Source organism: Rhizobium sp. BK312 (assembly GCF_014193605.1).
Lineage (GTDB): Bacteria > Pseudomonadota > Alphaproteobacteria > Rhizobiales > Rhizobiaceae > Rhizobium.
In genome coordinates this window covers 535,507-556,650 of sequence record NZ_JACHZP010000004.1, presented here as the reverse complement: position 1 = coordinate 556,650, position 21,144 = coordinate 535,507, and the positions used below count along the sequence as shown (strand labels likewise).

Sequence of the window (21,144 nt, the reverse complement as noted above, 5' to 3'; positions counted from 1 at the left end):
ACAACAGGCCGTGACGCGCCGAACATTTCCGCGAGCTTGGCTTCCGCCGGCAACCGCTCGTTCACAGGAAAGGTTCCATCCGCAATCATCGCGACAATCCTCTCATAGATGATGTCGCCGAAGCGCGGCGCGCGCCCACCGGAATCGTTGGCGACAGAGAGTTTCATCATCGTCCTTCGTGAAGGCTGGCCAGCGACAGCCATAGCGCATTTCCTACGCGACAGGGCTACTAAATCTGTATAAATCTGTCAACTATTGTAATTATCTGAGAATGTAATATGGTCGCGACGCGGTGCATGGCGACGGGACGGGAGCCGGTCGCATCGGTCGAGGTAAACTCCTCCCCGCGCGTGAGCAGACGCGCCGTCTTGGGAATTATGGCGAGAATGGCGGCCCTGTCTCTGGCAGGCCGCGTCGTTGGAAGCCCGAATTTACCCAGGTGCTGTAGAACATCGCCGAGCGTTGGGACGTCAATGCTGACGCCTCCCGGGAGCGGCCATCAGACCGCCCCTCTCATCCGAAGAATGTTCTGCTCAGATGAGCGCAATCATTTGATTCGGGCTGCACCTGAATTGCCGAAATCTTCCGGGCGTGGCGTGCGCGGCACCATGCGCCCCACCACTAGAACCAAAAGCGCCGCTACCAGCAGGCAGGCCGCCAGGAAGAACATCGGCGCGATCGTGCTTCCCGTGGAATCCTTGATCCAGGGGACGACGTTCTGGGCGATAAAGCCGCCGAGATTGCCAACGGAGTTGATCGCGGCAAGACCCGCTGCCGCACCCGCTCCCTGCAGGAAGCGCGACGGCAGGCTCCAGAACACCGGCTGGCCCGCAAAAATGCCGGCTGCCGCAATGGAGAGGAAAACAAATTGCAGCGTATGGTCCGGGATAACGGCTGACAGAACAAGGCTCACGGCACCGACCAGCGCGGGAATGACGATATAGGGCGTCTTGGATTCCGCCTTGTCTGCTGCCGCGGGCACGGCATAAAGAGCGATTGCGACAAGAAGCCATGGAATGATGTTCAGGAAGCCGTTCGTCGTGTTGCTGACGCCGAAATTCTTGACGATGGTTGGCAGCCAGTAGCTGAGACCGTAAGCGGCAAGCGGGAAACCGATATAGCAAAGCGCCATCAGCAGTACGCGCGGATTGATCAGCGCCTTGAAGCCATCGGCGGCGCTCTGCTCCATGCCCGAATTTTCCACCGCAAGCCGGTCCTTCAGCCATTTCTTTTCCGTATCGTCAAGGAACGGCGCCTTGGACGGCAGGTCCGGCAGATAAAACAGGGTGATGAAGCCGGCAAGAATGGCGGGAACACCCGTCACCAGGAAGACCCATTGCCAGCCGGCAATACCATAGAGCCCATTCAAATCCAGCAGCACGCCACCGAGCGGCGCACCGATCGCGTTGGCAAAGGCGCTGAAGATCATGAAAAGCCCGACCATCCTGCCGCGATAGGCAGATGGATACCAGAGGGTCAGCAGATAGAGAACGCCTGGAAAGAAGCCGGCTTCACAGGCACCGAGCAGGAAACGGAGAATGTAGAACATGGTCGCATTCTGCGTATAAGCCAGAGCGACCGTGACTGCGCCCCAGGATATCAGAATGCGCGCGAACCATCTGCTCGCTCCGAATCTGTCGAGAAGCAGGTTGCTCGGCACTTCGAAAATGAAATAACCGATGAAGAACAGCGACGCGCCGAGACCATAGGCATATTCGCTCATGCCGAGATCGCCGACCATCTGCAGCTTTGCGTAACTGACGTTCTGGCGATCGATATAGGCGATCAGATAAAGGATGCCCAGGAAGGGCATAATCCTCCAGGTGATCTTGGATATAAGCTGCTTTTCATCAATCACGCCGCGTCCTCCCTGGGAGATGGTTCTGATCGATGTAGATAGCGCAACTCAGCGTTTATCAATGCGCTGAAACATAAAGCTCGTTCGACTTCGTGACGGAAGACGAACGAACTGGCACTTTCAAAGCGAAAATGCCAATCAGCGTGTAGGCTGTAGGCTGCGCTTCAGGCGACGCGTTCGAATTTCGTGCGAATATGCTCGATATAGTGCTGGCCGGGCGACGGCGCCTTTACCATGGCAATCGCTGCCTTTTGCGGAACGCCGGTGAATTGACGTTCCTCACCATTTTTAAAGCGAATATAAAGCCGTCCGTCATCCGGACGGAAATAGACTGATTTGATGATTTTTGACGAAACCGGAAGCTCTTGCATGGGTCACCTTACCTCTGCCGGCTTTGTCGCATGAAAAGCGAAATATTGGGTGAAGCGACCTAGTTAATCAAAGATAGAGTTGTATTGCTCGATTTTATCGATTGGGCTCAACATCTTACTGGCCCGGCGGCAAGGCGCTCTCGGCATAAAGAGCTGCGAACTCGGCGCTTGGCGGTATCGGCTTGATGATGTCGATCAGGACGCCATTCGGATCGGACGTTATGAAATGTCGCTGACCGAAATCTTCGTCGCGGATCGCTAACAAAATAGGCAATCCAGCTTCCCGCACGTGGTCGTAGACCATATCGACGTCTTCCACTTCGAAATTGAGCAACAGCCCGGCTACCCGGCCACGCCCTTGCGACGGGATCGTCTCATGCCGGCCATCCAGAATGGCGAGATTGATACTGCTATCTTCAGCTGATTGCAGATGGACATACCAATCGCTCGCGAAGTTTTCCCGAAATCCAAAATGCGCGATGTAGAAAGCGGCCGTCTCCTCCACCCGCTCGGTCATGATGACCGGATAATAGCTCGTTGCCCTCATGCTTCACATCTCTCCAAAAAAGACATACAATCTGCCTGTATTTTTCAAATAACATACAGGCTGCATGCATGCAAGATTCGCGCTCCAATCGTGAAAGAACCGAGAAGACCAAGGCTGCTCTCATCGCCGCGGCACGAGCCCTGTTCGTGGAGAAAGGCTATGCTGAAACATCGACGCCGGAGATCGTCGCAGCAGCCGGCATCACCCGCGGCGCGCTTTATCATCACTATGAAGACAAGCGCGCGCTCTTCCGCGCCGTCGTCAGACAGGAGGCGCTGGCGGTCACCCGAGCCATAGAGCAAGCGACGCCGGCGCAGCTTCCTGCTCGCGACGCGTTAATTGCCGGCAGCAACGCCTATCTCGATGCCATGCGGGTTAATGGTCGCACTCGACTTCTGCTGATCGAAGGACCGACGGTGCTGGGCTTTACGGAGATGAAAAAACTGGACGAGGAGACGACAACCCTCACTCTCAGACAGGGATTGCAAGCAGCTCTCCGTCACGGCCGCAAATCTGGCATTCCGGTCGACGCGCTTGCCGACATTCTATCGGCCGCCTTCGATCGGGCCGCCCTTGCGATCGATGCCGGCGGCGATGTTGACCGCTACCGCGAGGCGATCGGCCATATGATCGAACGGATCGCAGAGTGAAGTGCTTACTCGCCAAGCCCATCAGATCGTTGCGCCTGAAGCGATGAAATAGCGACCGTGCCGACTGCCTGAAGCCACCGGCAACAAGCGGATATCGGCCACCCAGCACATTATTTGAGCATCCGGGTCGCTTGACACATTTTTAGCCTCCCCATATGATTTTTACCAATTGATCAAAAAGCTGGGGAACTAAAAAATGACCAATGAAATCATACTGTCACGCCGCGCTGTCATTGCATCCGGCATCGCTCTCGGCGTCAGCGCTCTTGCGCCGGCTGCGCGCGCAGCTGCGCCGCTCAAAGTGGCAGGCATTCACGCCTCGCCGGTCGAAAACGCCTGGAATTCCTGTCTTCACAAGGCGCTCCAAGATGCCGCCAAGGAAGGCGTTATCGAATACGTCTTTTCCGAGGGCGTTTCGGGCACGGACTATCCGCGTGCCATGCGCGAATATGCCGAACAGGGCAACAAACTGATTATCGGCGAGGCCTATGCGGTGGAAAAGGAAGCACGTCAGGTCGCTGCGGACTACCCGGATATAGCCTTCGTTCTCGGCTCCAGCGGCGAGGCTGCCGGCAGCAATTTCGGCGTCTTCGGCACCTGGAACTATGACGGCGCCTATCTCGCCGGCATGCTGGCGGGCAAGATGACCAAGTCGAATGTCGTCGGCTCGGTCGGCGCCATCCCGATCCCCGAAGTCAACATGCTGATCAACGCCTTTGCCGCCGGCGTCAAAGCGGTCAATCCCGACTGCAAGCATCTCGTCTCCTTCATCGGCACCTTCTTCGACCCGCCGAAGGCACGTGAAGCCGGTCTCGCGCAGATCGACGCCGGCGCCGACATTCTCTTCGGTGAGCGCATCGGCACCGCGGATGCCGCCAAGGAGCGGCATATCAAATCGGTGGGATCGCTGATCGATTACACGCCACGCTACCCGGACACCGTCTTTGCCAATGCGATGTGGTACTTCCGTCCCATTCTCAATGCTGCGATCGCCGACGTTGCCGCCGGCAAACCGGTCGGCCGCAACTACACGGCCTATGGTCTCATGAAGGAAGGCGGCAGTGACATCGTCTATGTGAAGGGCATCGCACCAGCAGAGGCCGAAGCTGCAATGGAGAAGGTCCGCGCCGACATCAAGGCCGGGACCTTCGAAGTGCCGAAGGTAGCGGATCAGCCGAAGTAACTGCGTGGCGCGATCATGCGCAGCCCATCATACGCCGATGCCACGGAGCTAGCTGGCGCCATCAAATCCGGCACGCTTACCTGCGTGGATGCCATGCAGGCTGCGCTTGATGCCTGCGCCGAGCAAGATGGGCTTGGCGCCATTGCCTATGTCAATCCTGAAACAGGGCTCGCGGCAGCGCTCGCCCTGGATCAGGAGGCCTCGGTGCATCCCGAGCACTTTGCGCGGCGCGCCTTTGCCGGCGTGCCGACGGTCGCCAAGGATCTCGGCGGCCCCTTCCCGGGGCTGCCGGTGACCGCTGGCTCTCGCTTGTTCGCCCGCGCCGGCAAAGGCGCTGACAGCGATTTGGCAGAGCGCTTTCGTGATGCCGGCCTCTGCGTCTTCGGCTTGAGCACAAGTCCGGAATTCGGCTTCTCACTCGCATCCGAGCCGGCAATCGGCCCGATCTGCCGAAATCCGTTGGATCCGAGCAGAACCGCTGGCGGCTCGTCAGGTGGTGCCGCGGCCGCAGTCGCCACCGGTATCGTGGCGATCGCGCATGCGACGGATGCGGGCGGCTCGATACGGGTGCCGGCCGCCTGCTGCGGCCTTGTCGGGCTGAAGCCAACGCGCGGAGCCGTGCCCGCCGGTCCCTCCTTCGGCAATCATCTCGGCGGCATCGCCAGCGAACTCGCTGTCACCCGCTCCGTGCGCGACACCGCAACGATCTTCGATGTTGTCCGGGGAAGGACAAGGGGGCCGTACGCGGACATCGCTCAACACACGGCCAAGACGGGCAAACTTCGCGTCGGCCTCCTTACCGATACCGGGCGGCACTACGCTATCGAGTCGGATCGTGCCCAAGCGGTAGAAGCAGCGGCCAGGTTCCTGGAAAGCCAAGGAAGCGCGCTGATATCCATCCGTTGGGATGAGATGGAAAGTGCCATCCAGGCCAGCGCGCGTGCCTTTGGCGATATCATCTCCGTCAATATCGCCGGCCTGGTTGACGATCTCAAACTGGACGTGCGCCTCGTGGAGACGATGACGCAAGCCTTCATCATGCGCGGACGCGCCATGCCGGCAACAGTCCTTTGGCGCTCGCTTAATGGCGCCGTCAGGGCAAGCCGCACTCTGTGGGAAATCTTCGACAGGGTCGATGTCGTCGTCATGCCCATGCTCGCCTCGGCGCCGCGCCCCATCGGTTCCTTTCCGACGGATCATTCGGACACGGAATTGCACCTCGAGCGCATGGCCTCCTTTGCGCCTCTTGCCTCGCTCGCCAACATATCCGGCTTCCCGGCGATCACGCTTCCCTTCGGTGAAGATACGCAGGGATTGCCGCTGCCAATTCAGATGATGGCGCCCATGAGCGAGGATAAGCTGTTGCTGCAGCTTGCATCTGCGCTCGAGGCCGAGCAACGGTGGCAACACCGCTTCCCGATTGCAGGCTTCGCGACATGACCACAGCCGTTCTCACCATCGAAGGTGTCAGCAAGCGTTTCGGCAGCACCCTCGCCAATGACAATATCTCGCTGTCCTTGGCAAAGGGCGAGATCGTTGCCCTGCTCGGAGAAAACGGCGCTGGCAAGACGACGCTGATGAGCATCCTCTTCGGCCACTATGTGCCCGATACCGGCCGCATCCTGATCGACAATGTGGAGTTGCCAAAGGGCAAGCCGCGCGCCGCAATTCGGGCTGGCGTCGGTATGGTGCATCAGCATTTCTCACTCGCACCAAACCTGACTGTGCTCGAAAACATCATGACGGGGACTGAGAGGTTGTGGTCGCTCACATCTCAAATGACGGCGGCCCGCAACAAGCTTCTGGCGATCTCAGAACGTTTCGGCCTGAAGGTCGACCCCGATGCCCGCCTCGGCGATCTCTCGGTCGGCGAGCAGCAGCGGGTGGAAATCCTGAAAGCGCTCTACAACGATGCGCGCATCCTGATCCTCGACGAGCCGACCGCCGTTCTCACCCAGATCGAGGCAGAAAAGCTCTTCTCGACGCTGAAACAGATGGCCGCACAAGGCCTATCCTTGATCTTCATCTCCCACAAGCTCGATGAAGTCATGGCCACGGCCGACCGTATCGTCGTCCTGCGCGGCGGCAAGGTTGCAGCCGAAAGGCAGGCATCTCAGACCAGCAAGGCCGAGCTTGCCGAACTTATGGTCGGACATCGCGTCACGCGCCCAACTCGCGAGAAAAGCATCCCCGGCGCTATTGCGCTTGAAGCCCGCGACATCACGCTCAAAAGCGGCGGCGTCGAGCGCTTGAAGAAGATCAGCTTTCATGTCCGCGCCGGTGAAGTTCTGGGCATTATCGGCGTGTCGGGTAACGGCCAGGCGAGCCTGGGGCAGATCTTGTCCGGCACCGCAAACCGTTCCTCCGGTGAGCTTCTTCTGTTCAATAAGCCCGTCGGCGATCTTGATGTGGCTGCGGTCATCGAGGCCGGCGTCGGTCGCATTCCGGAAGACCGAAATCGTGATGGTGCGATCGGCGAAATGGCGATCTGGGAGAATGCCGTACTCGAGCGCCTGTCTTCCTATTCGAAGCATGGTCTGGTCGACCGCGGTGCCGGCGTGGCCTTCGCGCAGGAGATCATCGAGGCATTCGATGTGCGCGGCGGCAGTGCGGCAAGCCGCACCCGGCTGCTGTCTGGCGGCAACATGCAGAAGCTGATCCTTGGCCGCAATCTCCATGAACGACCACGAATCCTGATCGCCGCCCAGCCAGCGCGCGGGTTGGACGAAGGGGCCGTTGCCGCCGTCCACGGACGCATTCTGGAAGCGCGCCGGCAAGGCACCGCCGTTCTATTGATCTCGGAGGATTTGGACGAAGTGATCGCCTTAGCCGATCGCATCCAGGCCATCGTCGGCGGTCGCCTTTCGGCACCGATCGATGCCGGTGAGGCCGATGCGCGCCTGCTGGGATTGATGATGGCCGGAGAATGGAAAGACAAGAGCGGGACCGAACATGCGATTTGAACGGCGCGAGCACCGCCCACTCTACATGATGACCCTGGCTCCCCTGCTTGCAATCATCGCAGCGCTCGCACTCGCCGGCATCCTGATTGCGATTGCCGGCGCGCCGGTCTTCGAGGCCTATCGGCGGATCCTGCTCGGTGCCTTCGGCTCCAGGCTTTCGGCAACGGAGACGCTGACCCGCGCGACGCCGTTGATCCTGACGGGATTGGCCGCCGCGGTCGCCTTTCGTGCCCGCCTCTGGAACATCGGCGCCGAGGGACAATTCTATTTCGGCGCCATTGCCGTTGCGGCCTTCGGGTCGAAAATGCTTGCCGGGCTGCCCGGCCCGATCCTCATTCCGCTGTTGATGATCATCGGCGCGCTCGCCGGGATGATATTGATCCTCGTGCCGCTATGGCTGCGGCTGCGCTTCTCCGTCGACGAGGTTGTGACGAGCCTCATCCTGAATTTCATCGCGGTTCTCTTCGTCTCCATGCTGATTGACGGCGTGCTGAAGGACCCGACGGCGTTCGGCTGGCCGCAATCCCAGGCGCTTGCCGATCACGCCATGCTGCCGAAACTGATCGCGCGGTCGCGCCTCCACATCGGCTTTGCAATTGCAATCGTCATTGCGGCGGTCGTCTATTTCGTCCAGTCGCGCACGGTCTTCGGCATGCAGTCGCGGGCAGCAGGCCTCAATCCGTCAGGCGCCGTCTTTGCCGGCGTTCGCCTCGGCTCAACGCTCTTCAGGGTTGCATGCCTTTCGGGCGGGCTGGCCGGCCTTGCCGGCGCGATCGAGGTGATGGGTGTCAAGGGCTATGTCACGACAGATCTTTCTCCCGGCTTCGGCTATGCCGGCATCGTCGTCGCCATGCTGGCAAACCTCAACCCACTTGGCGTCGTGCTTGCGGCGATCTTCACCGCAACCATGTTCGTCGGCGCCGACGGCATGAGCCGCAGCCTCGGCATCCCCACTTACATCGCCGACGTCACGGTCGCCCTGTCGCTGCTGACGATGCTGATCGCCTTGTTCTTCACCCAGTACAGGATCCGCCGATGAGCACGCTTGTCGATATCATTGCTTCGGCCGGGCTCTGGGCTGCCGTGTTGCGGATTGCGACACCCTTGATCTTCGGCACGCTCGGTGCGCTGCTTTGCGAGCGGGCCGGTGTCCTCAATCTCGGTATCGAGGGCATCATGACCTTCGGCGCGATGATCGGCTGGCTCTCCGTCTATCACGGCGCCGATCTGTGGACCGGACTTCTGATCGCGGCGATCGCCGGCGGCATTTTCGGGCTTCTGCATTCGGCCCTGACGGTGACGCTCGGCCTGTCGCAACATGTTTCGGGTCTCGGTGTGACGTTGTTTGCATCCAGTTTCAGTTATTACGTCTTCCGGCTGATCGTTCCCGTCGCCGGGACGCCGCCGACCATTACGCCGTTCCAGCCGATCGCCATTCCCGGGCTTTCCACCCTGCCTTTCATCGGCCCTGCTCTCTTCACGCAGACCGCCCCGACTTATTTCGCAATCCTGGTCGCGCTCGTCATGGCCTACCTCATCTTTCGCACACCGGTGGGGCTTGCGATCCGCATGACGGGTGAGAACCCGCATGCGGCCGAGGCTCAAGGCCTCAACCCGATGAAGATCCGCTATGGCGCGATCATTGTCGGCAGCGCCCTGATGGGCATGGGCGGCGCTTTCTTGACGCTTTCCGCCTTCAACAGCTTCTTTCCGACCATGGTGCAGGGCCGCGGCTGGATCTGCATCGCGCTTGTCGTCTTTTCATCATGGCGGCCGGGCCGGGCGCTGTTCGGCGCCCTGCTCTTCGCCTTCTTCGACGCATTCCAGCTGCGTCTGCAGACGGCGGTGCAGGGTGTGCCGTATCAGATCTTCCTGATGACGCCCTATATCCTGTCCATCGTCGCCCTTGCCGTCATGAGCAGGCGTGCCCGCGTGCCACAGGCGCTGATGCAACCCTATCGCCGTGGCGAAAGATAATCCAAGGAGCCTTCCATGTTCGATCTGATCATTCGTAACGCCAATCTGCCTGATGGCCGCAAGGGCATCGACATTGCGGTCAAGGACGGCAAGATCGCAGCAATCGAAGCCTCGATCGCCGCCGAGGCAAAGGAAGAAATCGATGCGACCAACCGGCTGGTGAGCCCGCCCTTCGTCGATCCGCACTTCCATATGGATGCGACGCTTTCGCTTGGCCTGCCGCGCATGAATATTTCCGGCACGCTTCTGGAGGGCATCGCGCTTTGGGGAGAGCTGCGCCCGATCGTGACGAAGGAGGAGCTTGTCGATCGCGCATTGCGCTACTGCGATCTCGCCGTCACCCAAGGCCTGCTCTTCATCCGCAGCCACGTCGACACCTCCGATCCAAAGCTGGTGACAGCCGAGGCGCTTCTGGAGGTGAAGGAGAGGGTCAAGCCCTATATCGACCTGCAGCTCGTCGCCTTCCCGCAGGATGGCTACTATCGCGCCAAGGATGGCGTGGCCTCTCTTGAACGCGCGCTCGACATGGGCGTCGATATCGTCGGCGGCATTCCGCATTTCGAGCGGACGATGGATGAAGGCAGAGCCTCGGTCGAGGCACTTTGCAGGATCGCGGCCGATCGCGGCCTTCCCGTCGACATGCATTGCGACGAAACCGACGATCCGATGTCGCGCCATATCGAGACGCTGGCGGCAGAGACTATCCGCTTCGGACTGCAGGGCCGGGTCGCAGGCTCGCACCTGACCTCGATGCATTCGATGGACAATTATTACGTCTCCAAGCTCATCCCATTGATGGCGGAGGCGAAGATCAACGTCATCCCCAACCCGCTCATCAACATCATGCTGCAAGGCCGGCACGACACCTATCCTAAACGGCGCGGCATGACGCGCGTGCGCGAAGTGATGGATGCCGGACTTAACGTCTCCTTCGGCCACGATTGCGTAATGGATCCCTGGTATTCGATGGGCTCGGGCGACATGCTCGAAGTCGGTCATATGGCCATCCACGTTGCGCAGATGGCGGGCATCGAAGACAAGAAGAAGATCTTCGACGCACTCACCGTCAACTCCGCCAGGACGCTCGGCCTTGAAGGCTACGGCCTGGAAAAGGGCTGCAATGCCGATTTCGTCGTACTGCAGGCAGTCGACACGCTGGAAGCGCTGCGCCTGAAACCCAATCGCCTCGCCGTTATCAAGCGCGGCAAGGTCATCGCCCGCTCGGCGCCGCGCATCGGCGAGCTTTTCCTCGACGGGCGGCCTTCGCAGATCGATGGCGGGCTCGATTATGTGCCTGTCGGGAACTAACACCTCGCCAGCCTAACAAGCGATATCATTGCAACGTCGCTGATCGTGCTTTCTCCGCGCGGTCGAGCCAAGCATGGTCTGCGCCACAAAATTCGGCGGCAACAGCACGCTGCATATCCAATATTCGTCGCGGCGGAAGTTCCCTCGCGATCCTCTTCCTCATCCAGTAAATCACATATGCATCACTGAAACGAACTTTACTTTACAACTAACATGTCAGTATGCTACGCACTAACTCATGAGTTTGGGAGGATCGGATGAGTGAGAATTTTGGCCTGTCGGCCGCGCTGGCAACAGCTTTCGACGCGGATGGCGAGATTGCAATCCCAGGCGTGATCGAGCAGGCGAAGCATTGCCTTGCCAATGGCTGCAAGAGCGTCACCCTTTTCGGCACCACGGGCGAAGGCGCGTCGATCGGCATGCAGGAGCGCAAGCAGGTTCTGGCCGCGATGCTCGCCGCCGGCATTGCGCCCAAGCAAATCGTCATGGGCGTGCTCGTCGATGCCGCCGAGGATGCCGCTGCCCAGGCTGGACAGGCGCTGGCACAAGGTGTCCGCAACATTCTCCTCGCCCCACCCTCCTACTTCAAGAATGTCAGCGACGACGGCCTCTTCAAATGGTTTTCGGCCGTTTTCACCATGCTCGGCACCCATGCCCGCGACGTGATCGTCTACAATATTCCGTCGGTGACGATGGTGCCGCTCTCGATCTCGCTGGTCGGCCGCCTGCGCGCCGCATTTCCGGATGTTGTTGTCGGCGTCAAGGACTCCTCCGGCGATTGGCCCTATACCGAGGAGTTGCTGAAGACGCATGGCGATCTCATCATACTGATCGGTGACGAGCGGCATCTGGCCCGCGGCGTTCGGCTCGGCGGACAGGGAGCAATCTCCGGCATGGCAAATCTCCTTCCTCGCGAAGTTCAGGTCATGGCGGAAAAGGGCATCGACGACGCCAATGTGGAGCGCTTCGTCGGGCAACTGCTGAACTATCCGGTCATCCCCTCGATCAAGGCCATTCTCGCCTGTTTGACTGACAACGATGGCTGGCTCGCTGTACGTCCGCCGCTCGTGGCATTGAACAGCCAAGATTCCGACACGCTCTTTGCCGCTTTCGGCGCGCTGTTTCGCGCTAAGGCAGCCTAACCGAACAGCCCGGAGCTCCCGATGGACGGACCAGGCGAACAGACGACGTTGAGAGAGAAAGCCTATGAGAGCTTCACGCGCCATCTTTTGGCGCGCGACGTTCGCCCTGGGCAATTCATATCGCAGCGGCGGTTAGTCGAACTAACGGGACTGACGCTCGGCGCGATCCGCGAATTGATCCCGCGCCTGGAGGCCGAAGGGCTGATCAAGACGGTTCCACAGCGCGGATTGCAGATCGCGCATATCGATCTCGACCTGATCCGGGAGGCTTTCCAGCTCCGTCTCTTTCTGGAAAAGGAAGCCGTCGCGCTGTTCACCTATTCGGCGTCAGACGAGACGATTGCCAAGCTTTTGAAGGACCATCGCGATATCGCGGATGCCATTCGGGCCGGCGACAGCTCGCAAGAACTCGAACTTCACGCGCAGTCGGTGGACTGGGGCATGCACGATGCCTTCATCGATGCGCTCTGCAACACGATCATCTCGAATGCCTATCGGGTCAATTCGATCAAGATGCGGCTGATCAGCCAGGACAGGTTTCGCATCAACGGCCATGTCGGCCCGGTTATGGAAGAGCATCTGAAAGTGCTTGAAGCCATTGAGAGGCGCTCAGCCGAAGAGGCGGTTACCGCGCTGGTAGCCCATATCGGCGGAGCGCGGGATCGCGCGTTAAAGATGTAAACAGCTTTAGACAACAGGCCGCGAATGAGGAGATTTTCGGCCAGAGGAGGAGGAACAACATGTCATCGTCATTTTTCAATCCGACACGTCGCGGCTTCATGGCCGGCACGGCCGCACTAGGCGCAACGAGCCTTATGGGCGTGCGCACCGCCTCAGCCGCGGTAGACTGGAAGCGCTTTGCCGACACGACGCTCGAGGTCAATCTGGTCAAGAGCCCGCGCAGCGAGACGATCCTCAAATACTTAAGCGAGTTCGAAGCCCTGACCGGCATCAAGGTCAATGCCGAGGCGACGCCGGAACAACAGCAGCGACAGAAGACCACGATCGAGCTCAGCTCCGGCAAGCCAAGCTTCGACGTCGTGCATCTGAGCTATCACGTCCAGAAGCGCCAGTTCGAAAAGGGCGGCTGGCTTGCCGATATCAGCGGCTTCATGAAGGACCCGTCGCTCACCGATCCGTCGTTGACGGAGAGCGATTTCGCCGAGGCTGGCCTGAAGTTCGCCAAGGATTCCGCAGGCGTCATGCGCTCCCTGCCCTTCTCGGTCGACTACTGGATCGTCTACTGGAACAAGGCCCTGTTCGAGAAGAAGGGCCTCGCCTATCCGGAAACCTTCGAAGATATGGCGAAGGCCGCCGAGGCGCTGACCGACAAGTCGACCAATACCTACGGCTTCGTGGCACGCGGCCTGAAGAATGCCAACGCGCCGGTGTGGACGACCTTCATGCTCGGCTATGGCACGACGCCGCTTTCGGCTGACGGCAAGCTGCAGACGGAATCGCAGGGCGCGGTCGACGCTGCCAAGCTCTATCAGCGCCTGATGACGAAATCGGCGCCTCCGGGTGTCTCCGGCTTCAACTGGGCCGAAGCGCAATCGGCCTTCCTGCAGGGCAAGATCGGCATGTGGGTCGATGGCGTCGGATTTGCGCCGCCGATCGAAAACCCGGAAAAATCCCGCGTCGTCGGCCAGGTTGGCTACGGCGTCATGCCGAAAGGACCGAATGCGCAGGCAGCGGCGACGACCGGCGACGGCCTCGGCGTGACGGCGGCCAGCCAGAAAAAGGAAGCCGCTTATCTCTTCTGCCAATGGGCGATTTCGCACGACATGGGCGCGCGCCTCCTGCAGGCAGGCGCCGGTGTTCCCTTCCGCCAATCCATCCTGGAGGATCAGAAGGTGCGCGAGGGTGTGAAGATGCCGGGTGCCTGGCTCGATGCCGTCGCCGGCTCCGCCAAGGTCTCTCAGCTCGCGCTGCCCGTTATCATCCCGGTCACCGAGTTCCGCGACATCTACGGTGTCGCGCTGACGAACATGATCGGTGGCGCAGATCCCGCAGCTGAACTGAAGACGGCGACCGCCCAGTTCGAGCCGGTTCTGGCACGAAGCGAGGGATGATGGCTTCTGTGAGCATCGAAGATACTGCGGCGAAGGCAACCAAAGGAAGGAGCAAGCCGCAACGGCTTGCTACCAACTACTGGCCCTTCGTCATCCCCGCGCTGATCGTGATTGCCGCTGTCATCGTCTTTCCCTGGGTTTTCACCCTGTGGATGAGCGTGAACAAGTGGACGCTCGGTCAATCGCAGAGTTTCGTCGGCTGGGACAATTATGTGCGGCTGGCGACTGACGCACGCTTTTGGGAATCCCTTTGGCACACGGTTTTCTATACCGTGCTCTCCGTCGTCGGCCCCTTGATCTTCGGAACGCTGGCCGCACTCATCTTCGATGCGAACTTTCCGTTGCGCGGTTTCCTGCGTGGCATCTTCGTCATGCCGATGATGGCAACGCCGGTTGCCGTGGCCCTCGTCTGGACCATGATGTTCCATCCGCAACTCGGCGTGCTCAACTACCTGCTATCATTTGTCGGCATCGGACCGCAGGAATGGATCTACAACCAGACAAGCGTCATCCCCTCGCTTGTTCTGGTCGAAGTCTGGCAATGGACGCCGCTGGTCATGCTGATCGTGCTCGGCGGCCTCGCCTCCGTGCCGCGCGAACCTTATGAGAGCGCCGAAATCGACGGCGCCAACGCCTGGCAGAAGTTCCGCTATCTGACGCTGCCGATGATCTCGCCTTTCCTGATGATCGCCGTCATCATCCGTGGCATCGATGCGATCAAGAGCTTCGACATCATCTATGCGATGACGCAAGGCGGCCCGGGAACGGCGTCAGAGACCATCAACATCTATCTCTACAACACCGCCTTTTCCTATTACGACATCGGCTATGGCTCGGCCATGGCAGTGGTGTTCTTCATCATCATCGTCGCGCTTTCCTTCATCCTCCTGATGATGCGGCAGCGGACGAAATGGACCGATGCGGAGGGACATTGAGATGAAGCGCTCGACACTCAACCGCATCGGCCTGGTCTTCGTGGCCCTGGTCATCGTCTCGCCCGTTATTCTGTTCTTCCTCTGGATGATCTCGCTGTCGCTGAAATACGAGATCGATAACGGCGCCTATCCGCCAATCCTCATTCCGGACCGTTTCGCCTGGACGAACTACGTCAATGTCTTCCAGGAAAACAACTTCTTCCTCTATTTCTGGAATTCGATCCTTGTGACGGGGGCAGCCACCCTACTCGCGCTCCTCATCGGCGTGCCGGCCGGCTACGGTATCGCGCGGCTGAAAGCTGAGAAATCTGCTGTCGTCATTATGATCGCTCGCATGACGCCCGGTCTTTCCTTCCTCATCCCGTTGTTTTTGCTGTTCCAATGGCTCAATCTGCTTGGAACGCTCTGGCCGCAGATCATCATCCATCTCGTCGTCACAGTGCCGATCGTCGTCTGGATCATGATCGGCTATTTCGAGACGACGCCGATGGAACTGGAGGAGGCGGCAAGCATCGATGGCGCGACGCCATGGCAGGTCTTCCGCCTCGTCGCCCTGCCGATCGCCCGCCCCGGCATCGTCGTCGCCTTCATTCTTTCGGTCATCTTCTCGTGGAACAATTTCGTCTTCGGCATCGTGCTTGCGAGCCGCGAGACCCGCACACTGCCGGTGGCCGTCTATAACATGCTCTCCTTCGAGCAGGTGAGCTGGGGACCGCTTGCGGCGGCGGCCCTGATCGTGACGCTGCCGGTGCTCGTGCTGACCATGTTCGCGCAACGACAGATCATCGCCGGCCTGACGGCCGGCGCGGTCAAATGACCGCCTCCCCTTTTGGATAGGATCACATTCATGGCACCCGTCAATATACAGAGCATTCAGAAGCGCTACGGCCAGGTAAAGGTCATTCACGATATCAGCGTCGATATCGCTGACGGCGAATTCGTCGTCCTTGTCGGCCCTTCGGGCTGCGGAAAGTCCACCCTGCTGCGCATGATCGCCGGGCTCGAGGAGGTCAGCGACGGTGAAATTCATATCGGTCGGCGCGAAGTCAGCCATCTGCCGGCGCGCGACCGCGATATCGCGATGGTCTTTCAGAACTATGCGCTCTATCCGCATATGACGGTCGCCGAAAACATGGGCTTTGCGCTGAAGCTGAAAAAAGCAAACGCTTCCGAAATCGCCGCCAAGGTGCAGAAGGCGGCCGCCATCCTTGGCCTGGAAAATCTGCCTCGTCAGCTTTCCGGCGGCCAGCGCCAGCGCGTCGCCATGGGCCGCGCACTGGTGCGGGATCCGCAGGTCTTCCTGTTCGACGAGCCGCTCTCCAATCTCGACGCGAAGCTGCGCGTCCAGATGCGCGGCGAGATCAAATCCATGCATCAGCGCGTCGGCACGACGACGATCTACGTGACGCACGATCAGGTCGAGGCCATGACCATGGCCGACAAGATCGTCGTGCTGCATGGCGGCCTGATCGAGCAGGTCGGTGCGCCGCTCGAACTCTACGATCGTCCAGCCAACCTGTTCGTCGCGGGTTTCATCGGTTCGCCCTCGATGAACTTCATCGACGGCAGGATCGAGGAAGGCGTCTTCCGCAGCGACAAGGGTCTCATCCTGCCCTTGCCGGAAGGCTTTCCGATCGCAGAGTACAGGGGACATCCCCTCGTCTACGGCATCAGGCCCGAACATATCCGCGCTGCGGCAAGCGGCCTGTCGGCACGCGTCGGCATTGTCGAAGGCACGGGATCTGAGATCTATGCCAAGCTCGATTGCGGCGGCGAGGAAATCTCCTGCCTGTTCCGCGAGCGGCTGAATATTCGCTTCGGCGACAAGATCGAAATCGGCATCGATCCGGCAAGCATCCATCTTTTCGACAAGGCGAGCGGAAAGCGACTTTGACCGCTCCATCCATCTTCGATCCGCCCGCCGGCGCGGCCAAGCACGTTCTTTGCGTCGGCGCCGCTGTTCTCGATACGCTCTTTCGCGTCCATACCCTTCCGCACGGTCAGGGGAAGGTTTTGCCTTATGACATGCTGCAGATCGCCGAGGGCATGGCCTCCAGCGCTGCCTATGCCATCGTCCGGCTCAGTGGCGAGGCGAGCCTATGGGGCGCCGTTGGTGACGACGATACCGGCGAGCGTATTATCCGCGATCTGGATGCCGCCGGCATCGATATGGACGGCATGCTGCGTGTAGGTGGCGCCCGTTCCGCTGTCTCGACGATCCTGGTGGACGATGACGGCGAAAGGCTGATCGTTCCCTTCTACGATCCGAAGCTGCACCATACAGTGAAGGAATTCACGGCCGAGCATATCGCTGCATTCGATGCTGTGCTGGTGGACGTTCGCTGGCCGGCGCTGGCGCTGCAGGTTCTCAAAACTGCCAGAGCGATGGGCAAGCCCGCCATTCTCGACGGCGACGTGGCTCCTGACGGCATCATCGAACAACTGGCACCGGAAGCGACCCATATTGTCTTTTCCGAGCCGGCCGCACAGCGCCTGACGGGAGCGAGCGATGTGTCCGCGATGGCGCATCGTCTGAAACAGCGCTTCGATCATGCTTTCATCTGCGTCACGGCAGGGGCGGCCGGCAGCTACTGGTTCGACGAGCAAAACGACGCCGCCGCGCATTGCCCGACTATTTCCGTCAAGGCTGTTGACACGCTTGCCGCAGGAGACATTTTTCACGGCGCCTTCGCGCTGGCGATTGCCGAGAGAATGGCGCCGGCAGACGCAATCCGCTTTTCCTCCATAGCCGCTGCCATCAAGTGCGAGTCCTTTGGGGGACGATCCGGGGCACCGACGCGGGCCGAGGTGATCGGCCGATCCCGTTCGCTTTGAAAGCCCGGTCGCGAGCGCAGCATTCTCGATGAGGCCAGGTCTTCCACTCGTCGCGGCGAGGTTCAGACCTTATTTTCAACAATGGCAATCAATGCAGTCACTGAAAATCGAACACACTTAGACCGGCCGCCATTTCATCGAGGCCAAGCGGGCGCGTCACCGGCGGCTCGGCTCTCGCCAGACAGCCCTGACGCTCGCATAGGCGGCAGGCGGGGCCGATTGGGATCTGATTGGCATCCAACCCCTTGCCATAGACCACCTCGTCACGATGGGCGATATCGCAGCCGATCAGAAGTGCCGTGCGGCGTACCCTTTCGCCGAAATCGGCCCGTGGCCCCTCGATCGTCCGTGATACGGTCAGAAAACCAGCGCCATCAGGCATTTGGGTAGCGTCCACCAATATCTGCCCGGGCTGTGCAAAAGCGGCATGGATATTGAGCTTCGGACAGGCGCCGCCGAAGCGCGCCTGCGGAAAGCCTTGAGCGCCCATCTTGCGCAGGCGGTGGCCGGCATTGTCGATCTCCATCAGGAAAAACGGGATGCCGGATGCGCCCGGACGCTGCAGGCTGGTCAGCCGTGTGGCGGCCTGCTCATAGGAGACGCCGAAGCGAGCGCCGAGGGCTTCGATATCATAATGCAGTCGCTGCGCTGCCGAAAGATAGGCACCATAGGGCATCAGAAGCGCATGGGACGCGTAGCGCGCCAGCTCGAAGCGGGCGATGCGGTTGGCTTCTGGTGTCGAAAGCGTGAGGGAGGTCAGCTCGGCGGCGATCTCCTCGCGCAGGGCCAAAAGAGAGACTTCTGTCGCAATCTCCCGGATCTGATCAAAGGGCGACAGACGCTCCGATAGGAAAAGCCGCATCGAATGCCGGTCATAGCGCCGACGCAAGCCAGGCATGGCGTGCACCGGCAACAGGCGTACCGCGATGCCATGCTCGGCCTTTAGCCATGCCTTCAAAGCGCCCGTCAGGTCGTCGCCGGGCGATAGGCGTTCATGGAAGGTTTCCGCAGCATCTTCGATGCCGGCAAAGAAATTCGGGCGCGACTGCAGGCGATCGTGAACCTCGTCGAGCGGCAAGCGTGGTCCGGCGACCTCGGCAACCCTACCGTCGCGGGTCAGAAGTTCGGCGAGGTCGGACAGTCTTGCGGCCTGCTCGCGATAGGCGCGATAAAGCCGGATCACGCCGTTTGCCGCATTCGGCGCGGCTTCGGCAAGCTCGATCAGCTCCTGATCTCCAGGAATCTCGCCTGACAGCAGCGGATCGGCAAAGACTTCACGCAATTGCCCTGCACTGCCGGCCTCACCGCCCTGCAGTTCGTCGAGGTCGACCTTATAGACTGCCGAAAGCTTCAACAGCAATTGCACGGTCAGCGGCCGCTGATTGCGCTCGATGAGATTGAGATAGGACGGCGAGATATCGAGCGCCTGCGCCATCGTCGTCTGCGTCAGACCGAGGCCCATGCGGATGCGCCGAACCTTCGGGCCGGCAAAGATCTTGCGCTCAACCATGTGTCATACCTTTCACAATTCCTCAGTCAGCAATCTTTTACAAAATTTACAATTTTACCGAAGACCGATGTCAACACTAACACATCATAACCCTTTTATCTAACAGGATTTTCCGGTTTTCCTCGCTCCCGCAGCATCGGTATTGTAAAAGTAGTCATGCAAATCTAGATCGATCGGGGGATCGAGAAGAAGTATCGGGAGAGTAGCATGACAGATTTTTACAAACTGGTTCCCAGCGCGCCCGCCGGACGTTTCGATGGTATCGAGCGCCCCTATCAGGCCGCGGATGTGGAGCGGTTGCGCGGCTCGATCACCATTCGGCACTCATTGGCCGAAATGGGTGCGAACCGTCTCTGGCAGCTCATTCACGAGGAGGATTTCGTCAATGCGCTTGGCGCGCTTTCGGGCAATCAGGCCATGCAGATGGTTCGCGCCGGCCTGAAGGCGATCTATCTCTCGGGATGGCAGGTCGCCGCCGACGCCAATACGGCCTCGGCCATGTACCCCGACCAATCGCTGTATCCTGCCAATGCGGGTCCAGAGTTGGCCAAGCGCATCAACCGCACGCTGCAAAGGGCCGACCAGATCGAAACCGCCGAAGGCAAAGGGCTTTCCGTCGACACATGGTTTGCGCCGATCGTCGCCGATGCCGAAGCGGGCTTCGGCGGCCCCCTCAATGCCTTCGAGATCATGAAGGCCTATATCGAGGCGGGTGCTGCCGGCGTCCATTTCGAGGATCAGCTGGCATCTGAGAAAAAGTGCGGCCATCTTGGCGGCAAGGTGCTCATTCCGACGGCTGCGCATATCCGCAATCTCGACGCGGCGAGGCTTGCCGCCGACGTCATGGGCGCGCCGACCCTCGTGGTGGCGCGTACCGACGCCGAGGCAGCCAAGCTTCTGACCTCGGACATCGATGAGCGCGACCAACCCTTCGTCGACTACGGTGCAGGACGCACGGTCGAAGGCTTCTATCAGGTCAGGAACGGCATCGAGCCCTGCATCGCCCGCGCCGTCGCCTATGCACCGCATTGCGACCTCATCTGGTGCGAAACGTCGAAACCGGATCTGGAACAGGCACGTAAATTTGCCGAGGGCGTGCATCGGGTTCATCCCGGCAAGCTGCTGGCTTACAATTGCTCGCCGTCCTTCAACTGGAAGAAGAACCTGGATGACGCGACAATCGCAAAATTCCAGCGCGAGCTTGGCGCCATGGGCTACAAGTTCCAGTTCATCACGCTTGCCGGCTTCCACCAGCTGAATTTCGGCATGTTCGAGCTCGCCCGCGGCTACAAGGCTCGCCAGATGGTCGCCTATTCGGAGCTGCAGGAAGCCGAATTTGCAGCCGAGGCCAATGGCTACACCGCCACCAAGCACCAGCGCGAAGTGGGCACCGGCTATTTCGATGCGGTCTCGCTAGCGATCACCGGCGGCCAGTCATCGACAACGGCCATGCACGGATCGACAGAGCATGCCCAATTCAAACCGGCAGCAGAGTGATATCAGGAAATTAGGAGGAGAATGACATGGCATCGATAGCACGCGTTCGCGAGAGAGCGGAGGAGCAATCTCTCACCATGAATGCCGATCAGCAGGCGGTCATCCGCATGCTGGCCAATGAGCTGCATCGCCTCAACCAGACTGTGATGAATGCGGTCGAAGCCGGCGTTTCGGTCGAACTGGTCCGCTCGGCCCGCCACCACGGCGGGAACGGCAACTGGGGGGATCTCTTGATTCCCGTCGTCGTCGCCAAGGCAACGCAAACGGCATAACGAAGACAGTATTCAGCGAATATT

At 60.1% G+C, this 21,144-nt stretch carries 21 protein-coding genes; 16 read left to right on the top strand and 5 right to left on the bottom strand.

Annotated elements, in window-relative coordinates; translation table 11 throughout:
* From FHT85_RS14840 to FHT85_RS14825, 4 genes are all read right to left on the bottom strand, one after another.
* Positions 1-167: GntR family transcriptional regulator (locus FHT85_RS14840; RefSeq protein ID WP_183774167.1), on the bottom strand; the 167-nt coding region annotated here is incomplete at its 3' end.
* Positions 168-547: 380 nt separating this feature from the next.
* Positions 548-1,858: an MFS transporter gene (locus FHT85_RS14835; RefSeq protein ID WP_112411109.1), complete on the bottom strand. Its 1,311-nt coding sequence runs from the start codon at positions 1,856-1,858 to the stop codon at positions 548-550.
* Between the two features lie 164 nt (positions 1,859-2,022).
* Positions 2,023-2,229 (bottom strand): KTSC domain-containing protein, encoded by a 207-nt coding sequence (locus FHT85_RS14830; RefSeq protein ID WP_015342748.1) that lies wholly within the window; start codon positions 2,227-2,229, stop codon positions 2,023-2,025.
* A gap of 115 nt (positions 2,230-2,344) precedes the next feature.
* Complete coding sequence (locus tag FHT85_RS14825) at positions 2,345-2,776, bottom strand: VOC family protein (RefSeq protein ID WP_112411110.1); 432 nt, start codon at positions 2,774-2,776, stop codon at positions 2,345-2,347.
* A 68-nt stretch (positions 2,777-2,844) separates the two neighbouring features.
* On the opposite strand from FHT85_RS14825, the gene FHT85_RS14820 reads away from it, so the two are divergent.
* The 14 genes from FHT85_RS14820 to FHT85_RS14755 all read left to right on the top strand — a co-directional run bounded on the left by FHT85_RS14820 (position 2,845) and on the right by FHT85_RS14755 (position 17,841).
* Positions 2,845-3,426 (top strand): TetR/AcrR family transcriptional regulator, encoded by a 582-nt coding sequence (locus FHT85_RS14820; protein WP_112411111.1) that lies wholly within the window; start codon positions 2,845-2,847, stop codon positions 3,424-3,426.
* A gap of 196 nt (positions 3,427-3,622) precedes the next feature.
* Complete coding sequence (locus FHT85_RS14815) at positions 3,623-4,609, top strand: BMP family protein (protein ID WP_112411112.1); 987 nt, start codon at positions 3,623-3,625, stop codon at positions 4,607-4,609.
* A gap of 15 nt (positions 4,610-4,624) precedes the next feature.
* The gene (locus FHT85_RS14810; protein ID WP_112411113.1) at positions 4,625-6,049 is read left to right on the top strand and encodes an amidase; all 1,425 of its coding nucleotides are present in this window, start codon (positions 4,625-4,627) and stop codon (positions 6,047-6,049) included.
* Entirely contained in the window at positions 6,046-7,572 is a 1,527-nt protein-coding gene (locus tag FHT85_RS14805) for an ABC transporter ATP-binding protein (protein ID WP_112411114.1), read from the top strand. The genes FHT85_RS14810 and FHT85_RS14805 overlap by 4 nt, the downstream gene beginning before the upstream one ends.
* On the top strand, positions 7,562-8,611 hold the full coding sequence (locus FHT85_RS14800) for an ABC transporter permease (RefSeq protein ID WP_112411115.1): 1,050 nt from the start codon (positions 7,562-7,564) through the stop codon (positions 8,609-8,611). The genes FHT85_RS14805 and FHT85_RS14800 overlap by 11 nt, the downstream gene beginning before the upstream one ends.
* The gene (locus FHT85_RS14795; protein WP_112411116.1) at positions 8,608-9,549 is read left to right on the top strand and encodes an ABC transporter permease; all 942 of its coding nucleotides are present in this window, start codon (positions 8,608-8,610) and stop codon (positions 9,547-9,549) included. Before FHT85_RS14800 ends, FHT85_RS14795 begins: the two co-directional genes overlap by 4 nt.
* Positions 9,550-9,564: 15 nt before the next feature.
* On the top strand, positions 9,565-10,857 hold the full coding sequence (locus tag FHT85_RS14790) for an amidohydrolase family protein (protein WP_112411117.1): 1,293 nt from the start codon (positions 9,565-9,567) through the stop codon (positions 10,855-10,857).
* 257 nt (positions 10,858-11,114) lie between these two features.
* Positions 11,115-11,999 carry a dihydrodipicolinate synthase family protein gene (locus tag FHT85_RS14785; RefSeq protein WP_112411118.1) on the top strand — a complete coding sequence of 295 codons (885 nt, stop codon included), beginning with the start codon at positions 11,115-11,117 and terminating at the stop codon, positions 11,997-11,999.
* A gap of 21 nt (positions 12,000-12,020) precedes the next feature.
* Positions 12,021-12,680, top strand: coding sequence for a GntR family transcriptional regulator (locus tag FHT85_RS14780; protein ID WP_112411119.1), 660 nt, complete (start codon positions 12,021-12,023; stop codon positions 12,678-12,680).
* Positions 12,681-12,739: 59 nt separating this feature from the next.
* A complete protein-coding gene (locus FHT85_RS14775; RefSeq protein WP_112411120.1) occupies positions 12,740-14,071 on the top strand; it encodes an ABC transporter substrate-binding protein in 1,332 nt (443 codons plus the stop codon).
* Positions 14,071-15,006: a carbohydrate ABC transporter permease gene (locus FHT85_RS14770; RefSeq protein WP_112339526.1), complete on the top strand. Its 936-nt coding sequence runs from the start codon at positions 14,071-14,073 to the stop codon at positions 15,004-15,006. The genes FHT85_RS14775 and FHT85_RS14770 overlap by 1 nt, the downstream gene beginning before the upstream one ends.
* A 1-nt stretch (position 15,007) precedes the next feature.
* Entirely contained in the window at positions 15,008-15,823 is an 816-nt protein-coding gene (locus FHT85_RS14765) for a carbohydrate ABC transporter permease (protein WP_112411121.1), read from the top strand.
* 30 nt (positions 15,824-15,853) lie between these two features.
* A complete protein-coding gene (locus tag FHT85_RS14760) occupies positions 15,854-16,900 on the top strand; it encodes an ABC transporter ATP-binding protein (protein WP_112411122.1) in 1,047 nt (348 codons plus the stop codon).
* Positions 16,897-17,841: a sugar kinase gene (locus FHT85_RS14755; protein WP_112411123.1), complete on the top strand. Its 945-nt coding sequence runs from the start codon at positions 16,897-16,899 to the stop codon at positions 17,839-17,841. Before FHT85_RS14760 ends, FHT85_RS14755 begins: the two co-directional genes overlap by 4 nt.
* Before the next feature lie 97 nt (positions 17,842-17,938).
* On the opposite strand, the gene FHT85_RS14750 is transcribed toward FHT85_RS14755, so the two are convergent.
* Positions 17,939-19,351, bottom strand: a complete 1,413-nt coding sequence (locus FHT85_RS14750; RefSeq protein ID WP_112411124.1) for a short-chain fatty acyl-CoA regulator family protein — start codon at positions 19,349-19,351, stop codon at positions 17,939-17,941.
* Positions 19,352-19,558: 207 nt separating this feature from the next.
* Between FHT85_RS14750 and aceA the strand changes: the two genes are divergently transcribed.
* On the top strand, positions 19,559-20,848 hold the full coding sequence (gene aceA, locus FHT85_RS14745; RefSeq protein WP_112411125.1) for an isocitrate lyase: 1,290 nt from the start codon (positions 19,559-19,561) through the stop codon (positions 20,846-20,848).
* Positions 20,849-20,874: 26 nt separating this feature from the next.
* A complete protein-coding gene (locus FHT85_RS14740) occupies positions 20,875-21,120 on the top strand; it encodes a hypothetical protein (RefSeq protein ID WP_015342730.1) in 246 nt (81 codons plus the stop codon).
* The last annotated feature ends 24 nt before the right edge of the window (positions 21,121-21,144 follow it).